This is a genomic window from Maribacter sp. ACAM166, assembly GCF_005771495.1.
Classification (GTDB): domain Bacteria; phylum Bacteroidota; class Bacteroidia; order Flavobacteriales; family Flavobacteriaceae; genus Maribacter.
In genome coordinates, this window is sequence record NZ_VAUW01000019.1 from 67716 (window position 1) to 80502 (window position 12787).

13 protein-coding genes are annotated in these 12787 nt (G+C 35.5%); 7 read left to right on the forward strand and 6 right to left on the reverse strand.

Annotation, left to right across the window (positions count from 1 at the left end):
* The first annotated feature begins 1 nt into the window (after position 1).
* Positions 2-253, forward strand: coding sequence for a DUF6327 family protein (locus ES765_RS22935; protein WP_410504598.1), 252 nt, complete (start codon positions 2-4; stop codon positions 251-253).
* 8 nt (positions 254-261) lie between these two features.
* Here ES765_RS22935 and ES765_RS13320 read toward each other — a convergent pair whose 3' ends face one another.
* On the reverse strand, positions 262-753 hold the full coding sequence (locus tag ES765_RS13320) for a Crp/Fnr family transcriptional regulator (RefSeq protein WP_138114811.1): 492 nt from the start codon (positions 751-753) through the stop codon (positions 262-264).
* Positions 750-959: a hypothetical protein gene (locus tag ES765_RS13325; protein ID WP_138114812.1), complete on the reverse strand. Its 210-nt coding sequence runs from the start codon at positions 957-959 to the stop codon at positions 750-752. The genes ES765_RS13320 and ES765_RS13325 overlap by 4 nt, the downstream gene beginning before the upstream one ends.
* A gap of 617 nt (positions 960-1576) precedes the next feature.
* Here ES765_RS13325 and ES765_RS13330 point away from each other — a divergent pair.
* Positions 1577-2395, forward strand: a complete 819-nt coding sequence (locus ES765_RS13330) for a patatin-like phospholipase family protein (protein ID WP_138114813.1) — start codon at positions 1577-1579, stop codon at positions 2393-2395.
* Positions 2396-2826: 431 nt separating this feature from the next.
* Here ES765_RS13330 and ES765_RS13335 read toward each other — a convergent pair whose 3' ends face one another.
* Positions 2827-3918, reverse strand: coding sequence for a site-2 protease family protein (locus ES765_RS13335; RefSeq protein WP_138114814.1), 1092 nt, complete (start codon positions 3916-3918; stop codon positions 2827-2829).
* Between the two features lie 118 nt (positions 3919-4036).
* On the opposite strand from ES765_RS13335, the gene ES765_RS13340 reads away from it, so the two are divergent.
* The 5 genes from ES765_RS13340 to ES765_RS13360 all read left to right on the forward strand — a co-directional run bounded on the left by ES765_RS13340 (position 4037) and on the right by ES765_RS13360 (position 8195).
* Positions 4037-5002, forward strand: a complete 966-nt coding sequence (locus ES765_RS13340; protein ID WP_138114815.1) for a 1-phosphofructokinase family hexose kinase — start codon at positions 4037-4039, stop codon at positions 5000-5002.
* Between the two features lie 29 nt (positions 5003-5031).
* The gene (locus ES765_RS13345) at positions 5032-5424 is read left to right on the forward strand and encodes a DUF302 domain-containing protein (protein WP_138114816.1); all 393 of its coding nucleotides are present in this window, start codon (positions 5032-5034) and stop codon (positions 5422-5424) included.
* Between the two features lie 69 nt (positions 5425-5493).
* A complete protein-coding gene (locus ES765_RS13350; protein WP_138114817.1) occupies positions 5494-5793 on the forward strand; it encodes an HPF/RaiA family ribosome-associated protein in 300 nt (99 codons plus the stop codon).
* 14 nt (positions 5794-5807) lie between these two features.
* Positions 5808-6620, forward strand: a complete 813-nt coding sequence (locus tag ES765_RS13355) for a universal stress protein (protein ID WP_138114818.1) — start codon at positions 5808-5810, stop codon at positions 6618-6620.
* Between the two features lie 702 nt (positions 6621-7322).
* Positions 7323-8195 (forward strand): alpha/beta hydrolase, encoded by an 873-nt coding sequence (locus ES765_RS13360; protein ID WP_212744242.1) that lies wholly within the window; start codon positions 7323-7325, stop codon positions 8193-8195.
* Between the two features lie 445 nt (positions 8196-8640).
* Here ES765_RS13360 and ES765_RS13365 read toward each other — a convergent pair whose 3' ends face one another.
* Genes ES765_RS13365 through ES765_RS21775 form a run of 3 tightly spaced genes read right to left on the reverse strand, consistent with a single transcriptional unit; the run spans position 8641 to position 12630 of the window.
* Positions 8641-11112, reverse strand: a complete 2472-nt coding sequence (locus ES765_RS13365) for a TonB-dependent receptor (protein ID WP_171017304.1) — start codon at positions 11110-11112, stop codon at positions 8641-8643.
* A complete protein-coding gene (locus ES765_RS13370; protein ID WP_138114819.1) occupies positions 11093-12460 on the reverse strand; it encodes an HTTM domain-containing protein in 1368 nt (455 codons plus the stop codon). The genes ES765_RS13365 and ES765_RS13370 overlap by 20 nt, the downstream gene beginning before the upstream one ends.
* A 2-nt stretch (positions 12461-12462) precedes the next feature.
* Complete coding sequence (locus tag ES765_RS21775; protein WP_171017305.1) at positions 12463-12630, reverse strand: hypothetical protein; 168 nt, start codon at positions 12628-12630, stop codon at positions 12463-12465.
* Positions 12631-12787: the final 157 nt, after the last annotated feature.

Below are 12787 nucleotides of genomic sequence, written 5' to 3' on the forward strand. Positions count from 1 at the left end.
TATGATAACGAATTTTAGGTCTTTTGAAGAAATAGATAAGCGTTTGAACGTTTTAAAACTTCAACGCCAAATCGACCAGGAAAGCCTGAAACTACATTTACAGAACGCAAAGATAGATTTAGTTCCCCGTCAATTTCGACAGGGGATTGTAACGACGCTTGCCCAAAACGAAACTTTACAAAATATGGTCATTACTTTTATTACAAAAAGGGTGTTGGACATTATTCATAGAAAACGCAAAAAAAGAACTTAAACGAAGTATTAACTAAAATCAGCTACCATTGGTAATTGTTTTTTATCTAACAAGATGATCCTACGGCCACTATCAGTGGTAATTAAACCTTCCTCCTTAATTTCAGATAATGTACGGATTGTAGTTTTGGCAGAAGTACCAATCATACCCCCAAAATCTTCGCTAGCAATCCTAAGCCCCTTATTTGGTGGGTCTTTAATTATACCCTTATCGTAAAGTTCTAAGAGCGCCTTGGCGGCGCGTTGTCGAACAGAAGAAAAGGCCATTTCTACCAAATGGGTTTGTTCATCAATCAAGTCATTCGATACCATTCTTATGAACTTTTGGAAGACCAATGAATTACCATACAGCAATTTTACAAAATCATTTTTGCGAATAGCCGATAGTGTCGCATGCTCCAAAACTACAGCATTCTCTATATAGGTTCCTGCAGCGTTCATTATGGAGAGTTGACCAATAAAACTCCAGGACCATGAATACCAGTTACCTGTTCTTTTCAATTTTTAATTGTCTCGGCTAAAGTCTTAATGGCTTCCTGATCACCGTCAACTTCTTGAAGAAACCTACAATTTTCCCCAAGCACTCCACTATTTTCATACCCGTTCGTTTTAGAAAAGACTGAATTACTGTAGATAATTGGAAGTCCTTTTGCGATTACATCTACAATAATACCCTTACCCCCAGTAGTTAACGCCCTATTACGCAAAAAAAATATTTCTTAATCTTATGCTTGCTTCGAAATATCTTCACCAGAAGATATTAATTCAGTATTGTCTTTCGACAAGGAATTACACCATCGTACCAATCTTATTTTACCATCCTTTCGTAGAATATTATTTTCATGACCATAAGGAGGTTACTCTTCATTACGAATAATACTGTCAAAAAAATCTGAGAGTTCTTCTCTTTCCTTCTCTCGCATGAACTTATTACCAATAATTTCACTCCTTGCAGAACCAAATATTTCAAGGCCTTTTTTTATTTACTAGTTCAACATTATGCACATTATTGATCACCAAAAAAATAGAGTTGGCCGTATCGAAGTAGTTGAATAGTCTGCTTTTTTCCTTCTCTATCTCAAACTGCAAAAGTTTTTATATTTCGGTTTAAATACTTTTTATTGAACATAATTTTGATAAGTGGCTATTGATGAAAGGGTTCATTCATATTTTACTTTAGCGAAAACCAAATTTATGATGCAGCCTATCTAATAAAAATGATATTGGTCATAGCTAAAAAAAAAATAGCAAGAACATGACTTTTGTCATTTTAGACAGTGTAGATGCTACTTACTTTTGACTTAAGACTTAGAATAGGTATAGCATGAAAACAGGATTGGTTCTTTCTGGAGGTGGTGTACGCGGTGTTGCGCATATAGGAGCGATAAAAGCCCTAGAAGAACATGACATCTACCCATCACACATTGCCGGCACCAGTGCTGGCGCCATTGTAGGAGCGCTATATGCCGGAGGATGCCGCTGGGAAGAGATGTTGGATTTCTTTAAAACAGTAGAGCTATTTTCTATTAACAAATACGCTATAAACAAACCAGGGCTTATAGATACCTCTAGATTTTATGACGTGCTTTTAAGTTATTTACCCAAAGACAACTTCAACGCCCTTAAAATCCCCTTATATATCACAGCTACCAATTTATTAGATGGGACCTTAAAGGTATTTCATAAAGGACCACTAATCAAACCCATATTGGCTTCAGCAGCAGTTCCAGGTTTTTTTGCACCGGTACAGATAAAAGACGGGTATTATGTAGATGGAGGTACGTTGAACATCTTCCCAGTAGACCTGATTAAAACGTACTGTGATTTGATTGTAGGTGTATATGTGAATCCGTTCGAAAAAGTCCGTATAGAAGATCTTAAGCATGCTCATAACGTTCTGGAACGTGCATATCATATTAAAGTTGCCAATGAATCAATATCAAAATTTGATGATTGTAACCTTTTGATACGCCCCAAGGATATGGGAAATTTTGGGATGTTTTCCATGAAAAATATCGATACTATTTTTCAATTGGGCTACGAATCTGCTATAGATGCATTAAACAATATCTATACACTCGAGAAATCTATATTAACTGCAGAATTTGAGGCGATGAATGGTTTTTCAGCGGATACTATCTAATGGGAAAATACTGAAATGAACCATTTATAAAAATCGTAGAATTTGGAAGTCATATTTCTAATGACGTTATGCTCATATAAAATTTGAGCAATTCTAATGCATAGCCAAAATAAACTTCCTAGATGCATACACACGAGGTATTCAAAAGAAGATTTATTTCTAAATGAAAACCTTGGATTTTCAAACTTTCCTTTCTCATACGAAGCAAGCTTCGGAGAATTAATCCCTCAGAAATCAAAGCTCAAAAAATCTTCACAAGACATCTTTATCGCTTTAAAAGTTTATATTGTTATACGAATAACATCCATTACCCATTGGCTTCTTGAAATATTTTTCTAAATTCAATAAGAAAAGGATGATGGTATGAATTACTTATTTCTCTACCAGTCCTGTTCAGAATATAGTTGAGTTACATTGTAAGCACAATGTAATTATACTTTTGTGCTAGAAGTTTTTAACAGAATGAATTCGCTGATGTTTGTCATATCAATGGCGCCTACAAGTTTGTCATTTTCCACTACTGGAAAAAAGCTTTTCTTTCCTTTACCAATTATCTCCAGGACTTTGAAAATTTCCATAGACGCATCCACGGTCTGAAATGTTTTCTGCATAATTTCACCAACCAAAAGAGCTGGTGTCTTAGCATGTTTAATAATATCTTTTTGCGTTACAATACCGAGAATATTATCCTTTTCAAGGACTACAAAATCCTTTTCCGTTCCAGCAAGGAGTATGGCAATAACCTCTTCTAAGCTAGTATCAGGCCGTAGTTTCGTTATGTTGGTAAGGGTGGCGTCCTTCACAAGATAACCTTTTAACAGAGCCCCTTGCCTTACCATTTGATTTTCACCATAGGCCCCAAAAAAGATAAACAGTGCGATTAGAATCAAGAAAGGATTAAAAAAAAGGCCAAGAATTAAAAATATGAAAGCTAGACCTTGACCAATACTTGCAGCAATATTAGTGGCTTCAACACGACCTATTTTAAAAGATAATAGGGCACGAAGTACCCTGCCGCCATCCATTGGAAAAGCAGGAATTAGATTAAAGACTACCAACATTACATTGGCAATAAAAAGATAAAACAAGAAGTTTTGTAGCGTTGGTTCATACAATAGTTCCTCTAAAACAATGGAATCAAAATTAAAATAGCTTCTTACGGGTACTACCAAAAACAATATAAAGGCAATAAAAATATTGACTGCTGGACCTGCCAATGCTACTAGTAATTCCTGCGTTGGTTTTTCAGGCATCTTCTCCAAAGTAGCAACTCCTCCAATGGGCAATAACATAATATTTTTAGTTTTTATTCCAAACCTTCTTGCCGTGAGTGCATGACCTAGTTCATGCAAAATCACACAAAGAAACAGGACAATAATCAAGGCTTCATTCAATAGAATGCGATTTAGATTACTGCCCTGTTGTATTTCTAGAAAAGCAACCCAGAAGAGCAACAAAGTAAACGTCCAATGCACTTCAATTTTTATACCCGAAACACTTCCCAATTTTAAAACACCTTTCATTCCCAACTAATTTTAATACGAAGGTATTTGGGAACACGCATTACCACAATGACATTGGTCATAGGCAGTACCATGACATCAAATTAAATTTGTATTAAACCATGAATAGATTTGTGCGATGAATAAAATAATTACGCTTACGGTAAATCCTGCAATTGATAAAAGTACTACCGTTGCCGGTATAAAACCGAGTAGTAAATTACGGTGTACTGATCCAATCTATGAACCTGGTGGCGGAGGAATAAATGTTTCGTGGGTAATAAAAGAACTTGGCGGCACATCTATTTGTATGCACATGGCCGGCGGACCAACTGGAACACATCTACAAAACCAACTGGTAGAATTGGGTATACTGCAGCAGGTCATACCCATTTCCGGATGGGTACGTGAGAATCTTGCGGTAACCGATACTAAAAATAATGAGCAATACCGTTTTGGGATGCCTGGGCCAATAGTCAACGAAAATGAATGGAAAAATACGTTAAGGCAATTGGAAAGTGTAGTATCTGAAAATGATTTCTTGGTGGCGAGCGGAAGCCTAAGCCCAGGAATGCCTGTCGACTTTTTTGCCCAAGTCTCCAAAATTGCCAAAAAAAATAAGGTGAAGTATATTTTAGATACATCAGGAGAGGCATTGCTGCATGGGACAAAGGCGGGAGTCTATTTATTAAAGCCGAATCTTCGAGAGCTAGCTAAACTTTGTGGTATGGAAACAATTTCATTTATGGAATTGGAAACTGTAGCTAAGGAATTTTTAAACTACAACCCTTGTGAAGTATTGGTAATTTCTTTGGGTCCCCAAGGTGCAATGCTCGTCACAAAAAATATTGTTGAATATATAACGGCACCTATTGTATTTCAAAAAAGCACTATTGGCGCAGGAGACAGTATGGTGGCAGGAATGGTATTTGCCCTGGCAAAAGAAAAATCCTTAAGTAACATGGTCAAATACGGTGTCGCCTGTGGTACAGCAGCAACTATGACCGAAGGTACCCAACTTTGTAAAAAGAAAGATGTAGACCAACTGAACAAATGGATTTTGGACAATTCTGAAACATCAAAAAAGCTCAAAATAAATACATAACTAGTTAAATACTATTTTAAAATAATTCTATGGATTACTATTTTTCAACGAAACTAAAAAACCTAACCTTCCAAGATGCGGTAGCAAGAACTATAGCGGCTTTAAAATCTGAAGGGTTTGGAGTTCTGACCGATATTGATATGAAATCGATATTAAAGGATAAATTGGATGTTGACTTTTATAACTATAAAATCTTGGGAGCTTGTAATCCAACATTAGCATATAAGGCCCTACAAGAGGAGGATAAAATTGGCACAATGCTACCTTGCAATGTAATTCTTCAAGAAAAAGAGGAAGGTATTATTGAAATTACCGCTGTAGACCCTGCTGCTTCCATGCAAGCCGTTACTAATGAAAAGTTGATTTTCATTGCCCAGACAGTAGGTGAAAAACTACTACTAGTAATTCAAAAATTAAACTGAACTACTTAAGGTCATTTTAAAAAAATGTCCAAAACATTTAGACTGATATATATTAAAACTTAAAAAATAATGATAGTACATATTCAATACATACAAATGCCAACTAGTGAATCATTAAGCGCAATAGTTAGCCAGAACCTTGAAAAGGTAGCAAACAAATACCAATTTGTAATTAGGGCTGATGTAACTTTTAAATTAGGAAACGCCCACGACGGAACAGATAAAATCTGTGAAATAGAACTAAGTGCTCCAGGTCCAAGACTGTTCGCCAAATCTAACACTGACAATTTTGAAAAGTCAGCTGCCGAGACTGTAAAAGACCTAGAAAGACAGCTTAGAAAGCGAAAGGAAAAATTTGAAAATCACTAATAAAACGATTTCAAATGAATAAAATTCTAGTCCCTGTAGATTTTTCGGAATGTTCTGAAAACGCCCTAAAGATTTCGGCAACGATTGCGAATGCCCAAATTACGGTATTACGTAAGATAGGCCTTTCCGAGGCAGTTTTCACCAAAGATGAGAACCAAGAATTTATAGAGGCGCAGTATTACATGAAATTAGCCAAAAAACATTTTGATTCCTTTTTGGACAAGCCCTATCTCAAGGGTCTCAAAATAGAAACTATGGTCCAAAACTATAAAATATTCAGTGAAATCAACGAAATCGTTAAAAGTCATGAAATAGACCTCGTAATTATGGGCTCTCACGGCTTAAGCGGCGTCAAGAATCTTTTTGTAGGTTCTAATACTGAAAAGGTAGTCCGGACATCAGAGTTTCCAGTACTGGTTATAAAAGAAAATATACCCGACTTTACTATTGAAAAAATTGTTATGGCCTGGCATTATAAAGATGAAAAAGTATCTAGCTATAGAAAGGCAAAAGCCTTTGCAGATATTTTCAAGGCAAAATTATATTTGGTGTATGTAAATCTGCCTACCAATGACTTTCTTAGTACCAATGAAATAGAAGAAAGAACTTCTATTTTCATGCAGAATTATGGGGATAATATAGATGTTGGTATTTACGACGACTATAGTGTTGAAGATGGTCTTATTCACTACGCAGAAAAAATTAATGCCGATGTTATTGCAGTCCCGACCCACGGCCGCAAAGGTTTGTCTCATTTCTTCTTAGGAAGCACTGGTGAAAGTTTGGCTAATAATTCAAATCTACCTGTTTTGACCTTTAAAATATAGTAGGTTGACAGTCATAAACCTTATTAAAAAATAAGTATTAAGCGCTCAATCCTTTTATTTATTTACACTTTTATTACAAGAAATTAAATGTAGCATGCGGTAAAGAACAGATTCAAAATAAAATACGGCATTTTTTAGAATGCCTCGTTATTTACTGAAATAAAAAAACCTGCTAATCTTATGATTAACAGGTTTTGTCTATAGATAAATACTATAATTTGTCGGAGGCTGAATGGATTAGAGCCTAAAAAACAATATAATGGTTCAACGTTATTAAAATATTGTGAGCATGAAGTTTAATATTCTATACATCTATAATCTTGATAAAAACAAAAAATATCAGTAAATCCAACGTCTTATAATACAGGTATTAACTATAAATCACTTAGAAAAATAAGATAGTTAATTTAGATAATAATCGATGGAGTGGAATGTGTGGCTTGAGGTATTTATAACCATGGGGTGAAGTATAGATTAAAGTTTCTAGTTTTTAATATTGGGATAGATATTAACCACTATTTCATAGTAATGGACTCTAAATTGAAAGTAAAGTAACAGAGGGTGGGCATTACAAACTCTAAAGTGAATATTCATAGCTATATTGAATCCTTTTATTATCTTGAAACACTCAAAGTTATTCCGATGGATATGGTATAACTTAAATTAGGCTTAGACCGCTAATCAATTTAAATATAATTTTTAATGAAAAAATTCTACTTATTTCTTCTACTGTTTACTATCACTAGTGCCCTTTTTGCTCAAAGTAAGGTCATGGAAAGCCTGAGTATGAAAAGTGCTCTTTTGAATACCGAGGTCAAATATTCGATATACTTACCAGATGGATATGAATATTCTGAACGTCAATATCCAGTGGTTTATCTTTTAAATGGTTACACAGGTGACGAAACAGACTGGATTCAATCAGGTGGAATGCAACGGATAGTTGACCATGAAATTAAACAAGGAAATATCCAGGAAATGGTAATCATTATGCCCGATGGAGATGACAGACTTTATATGAATAGAACAGATGGTACCTATCCGTATGAAGATATGTTCATGAAAGAGTTACTGCCCTATATTGAAAGTCAATACCGTGTTCGTAAAGGAAAACGATATACGGGAATCAGTGGTCTCTCTATGGGAGGAGCAGGCTCCTTAAAGCTGGCCTTAAAGTATAACAAACATTTTGGAGCCTGTGCTGCGTTTAGTTCTGCGGTATTTACGGAGGAATCGGTTACTGCTTCCAATCAAGAATCTATGAATGGATATATTTCAAAGGCCATGCCCGATATGGTAGGTTCAAAAGGTAAAAAGAGACTCAATAAGAGCTATGAAGAGTACGACGTACTTCATCTTGTTAAAACCAAAGAGGCAGAGCTGTTAAAAACAGTAAAAATATATTTTGATTGTGGGGATGATGATTTTCTAACGCTAGGAAATGCCCAATTACATAAAGAACTTTTAGAGCGGCAAATACCTCACGAATATAGGGTGCGCAATGGGGCTCATACCTGGCCTTACTGGCGTGAGTCATTGCCTGTGGGATTAAAGTTTATTAGTGATTCTTTTTGAAAATAGAAATTTTAAGTTTATTAATTCGTTCTGGCTTAGTCTGGGCTATGAAGACTAATTTACTATTGCCCCGACAAATTATTTTATATCGTTCTAACGTTTTACATTCTAGCATATCACTTTTTGGGTCGAAATTTTAATAAGATTAGTATACTAATTCAATTAATTGAAAATAGGTTTAGTTGAACTTTGAAAACGGTTTTGTAAGCAAACGTTTTTATTTCGGTTCTATTAGTATGTTCCGATTTTCAGAAGTTAGATTGGTAATAATTTCAATTACTTTTTTTGACCATAACATTCTAAAATGACCAGTTCCTCCTATTTCTATAAAGTTTGAAAGTTTAAACTTCAGTTGTAGCAAGAAGAATTTAACATTCGTAAAAAGGGTTTACCACATCAGCTTCAAGATAATCGTTGATAGAATCTCGGTCATACACAATAGGTCTCAAAATTTGAATTGAAGTGTTGTGTAGAATGTTCTTGGTTCAGAAGGAATTATACCGGGACCGGGGTAACCTGTTGCTCTGCGGGTGAAATAACTATTATCTAAAAAGTTATTGACACCTGCTTCCAATTTCCACTTTTTATATGTGTAGGATAGGGAAAAATCCAAGATATCATATGCAGGAATTTCGCCTTCGATACCTCTTTGATTATCATTTACATCTTGAGGTGCATTCGTTGCGTCTGTAAATTGGTCTGACAAATAGGTGTATTGTAAACTACCTAATAGGTTTTGGTAACCGAAATTCAATCCCGTTTTTAAATTTACTGCGGGGATAAATTCTACTTGATTTCCTTCTACATTATTCTCTTCGGAAGAAAGATATTCCGATTGGGTAAGTGCTACATTTATGAAAAGGTTCAGTTTCAACTTATCGGAATTCGGAAGGAAAGTTTCCTTTAAACTCCAATTTCCAAAGCTTTCCAAACCATAGATGAATGCTGTACCTATATTTCCTCTGAAACGTATAATACGTCCAGTTTCTATTTCTTCACCGCCCGTGTTAGTGCGTGTCTCACTCTTGAGCACTTCTCCTAAACGGTTGTCGTACAACAATCCGAAACCACTTACGTCATAGGCCAAAATATCTTTATACCGACCACGAAAACCTAAGTCAGTGGTAAAACCATCCTCATCACTTATGTTTGGGTCTACTTGAAAAGACGGATTCACAACACGAATATCACTAAAGGTAACGGACCTATAATTCTGTGAAAAATTCCCGTAAAGTTCTAAGCTTGGTGATACTTTATAAGTTGCCCCAACACCTAATAAAACAAAAGTTCGGTCAAAAGTTCGGTTGTCTTCAGTCTCCTCATTCAGTAAAGGGTTTCCAGCCAAGTCTAAAACTATGTTCTTATAACTTCCTAAGCTTTCCGTTTTGATATGCTCCAAACGAAAACCGGGGGTTATGGTCAACCTATCCGTAAGATTAAAAATATTTTCTCCGAAGAAAGCGATGTTCTGGTTGGGAAAATCAAATTGCGATTGACGCTCATAATTTGGAAAAGTAGCATCGGCAAAAGTAAAATCGGCATTGGAAGCATTACTTCCGGGGCCTTGTCTTTGGTCATTTTGAGTTGTGTAGAATTTTGAGCCTAATAATAAAGCTGATTCTTTTCCCCATAACTTATAGCGGGTCAAAATACGTGCTTCGGCCCCCCAATTTTGAAAATTATCGACTAGCAATTCACGAGGCTCTTCTGGGTCATCGGCCTGCGAAACGCGGTTGGTTCGGAAACCTAAAGCTTTTCGAGATGCGTCTAATCCAAAGACATTCAAGCTGAAATCCGTTTTTAATGAAAATTTATGGTCTAACCGTAGTGCGTACAATTTCCAATCTACATCAAACCAGTTTCTATCGCGGTTACTAAAAGTAGGATTTTCTAAGAATTGGGCATCCGTCAAACCTCCTGCTTGTTTGGCTAAATAGTTTAGAAAAGTCGTTTCTAAACTGATTTTCGTTTTATCGGAAACTTGATAGCCTATATGGGCAAAATAATTTCTGCTGTTAAAGACTGAGTTTCGTCGAAACCCATTTCCCTCCTTATAATTAAAATAAGTATAGTAACTCAATTTACCAGCGGTACCACTCAAACTATTGAAACTGGTCTTGAGATTAAAAGAACCCAGCGTTTGCCTAGACGTCCATTCTACCATTTTATTCGGATTCGGTTTTTTGAATTTAAAATTAACCAAGCCTCCAAATTGGGTTCCATATTGCAAAGAGGCTGCACCCCGTACTACTTGTATTTCTTCCAAAGCTTCGGCTGGTGGCGTGTAATAGCTTTCAGGATATCCTAAAACATCGGCACTTATATCATAACCGTTTTGGCGTGTGTTGAAATTAGCCGTTCGGTTAGGATCCAAGCCTCTTCCACCAATATTCAGCTGCAATCCGGCATCGCCGTTATCATAGATATTAAGGCCCACTACTTGACTGTATATTTGCCTTGGGTTGTTGGCTGCTAAATTTCCTGTAATACCTTCTAATAAGACTACTTCACTTTTCTTTCCTGCGTAAATAGCGGTGCCTTCTACTTTTTTTAATTGTTTTAAAGCAAAGACTTTTTCGCGCTCTTGAGTTACTACGACCTCAGAAAGCTGCTCTCCTAAAGGTTCTAAGGTAATATTTAAAGTGCTATTTTGAGTAAGAGAGAAGTTACGTTCCGTTACTTTATATCCATAATAAAAAACAATAAGCACATAATTTCCTTCGCGAATATTCTCTAGTTTATACGAACCCTTACTATCTGCATTTGTAAACAATTCCAATTCTTTGAGATATACCTCAGCATCGGGTACAGTATTACCATCAGCATCTGTAATGTTGCCCGATAATTGATATTGAGACATACCAAAGAAGCCTAAGGTTAAAAAAACAAGAAGTATACTACAATCCTTTAATGTCATCTTTGAACGGAATAATCCATTTTTTGTGTTGAAATGATTCTTTTTCTTTTGTTAGGTCTACTTTTGGGTCAACAAAAGTAGTACTTAATCTTCCATTTAAGCTTACCTGACTATCAACATAAACAGCTATATTTTTGTGCCCATCTTTTTGAAAATGGTCTTTGAGGTAATGCGCATATTCCAATATAAAATCAGATTGAAAGGCCATTTGTTTTTCTTGAAAAGGCGTTAAAAAATCAGAATTATCGACATAAAACCATCTTCCAGAGACGCCATCTACCACTTTAAATTGTGAATAACCTGATTTCTCGGTCAACATTACCCGCCATGAAAATCGATAGCCTTCCTCGGTCCAAAACAATTCACCAGGGTATACTGAATATCGAAACGGAATTGTTAGTTGTAAAACAAAAAACAGGATTACAAGCACATAATTGAATTTTATCACGCTTCCTGTTTTGAAGATTAAGATTTTTTCATTGTCAAATTTTGCTTTTGTAATGCGAATTACTTTAGCAATAAAAGCAAGTATTTTATGATGTACTCTAGCATCGAAGAAAATCAATGTGGATATAATCATGATATATGGGAACATGCCTATGGGAAATAATACGCGCGTCAAAACATGAAAAATAACGACTAATACAAAAGCAAATGTTCGCGTTTTTCGATAGAGTAGTAAAAACGGAATCGCTAAATCATAGCCAGTTCCAACCCAACTAAAAGCATATTGCACCCATTCTTGACTTAGCAAATCTCCTAAAAGTGGCGTATCAAATTTAGAAGGCAACCATATCTTCAAAGGCATGGCCTTTACCAACCAATCTGAATTTAATTTGGCTAGTCCGGCATAGAAATAAACAATACCTAGTAGTAGTTTTATGCAGTTAATCGTCCAAACAGGAACATGTTGAAATGCTTTTTTAGGATTACGAAATGCATCTAAAGAAAAATATGCATTTGCCGGAAGAAATATCATTAAGAAACTCAGTGCGCTTACAAAGTAATAATGATTTAAATAGGTAGTTTTATCCATCAGTTCGATATAAGTAAAACTGAGAAAAAAGGTAATAATCGCGATTTTATACTTGTAACCAAGCGCTACGAATACAGCAGACAAAGCACAGACTACGAAAATCAAATAAGTATAGTGCCCCAAAGGTTTTATCCATTCAAAACCGTAATACGAAAAAAAGAATTTAGGTTGTATATACAGCTTATCAATCCATCCGTAGCTCCAGAAACGGACAATACTGATGAGCATCATTAGCCCAAACAAAATACGAAAGACCGCCAATGGGGCGGCCTCTGCAAGATTGTTTATATACTTCTGTTTAAATGATGTCATTGTTAGTCTCCATCGGCATCAACAAAATCAATACTAATACTCATCGCTGAAACCATATCAACTTTTAATGAGGGGACGATTCTTTGTACCTCATCATAGGCCAAAAGCATATCTGTTGCCGGATTGTTGTTTTCAATCTCCACTCTAAAACCATCTAGTGTTGTTACCAACTCACGCGCTTTATCCAATTGATTATTAATAACCTGAGTTCGATTAATAATATTTGATTATTATGCAACAAAAAAGATAGATTTTCAGTAAATTAAAGTGTTGAAATTCAATTCATTAATCTAAAAATCTATCTATGGTAATCTACTCTAAAGTTAC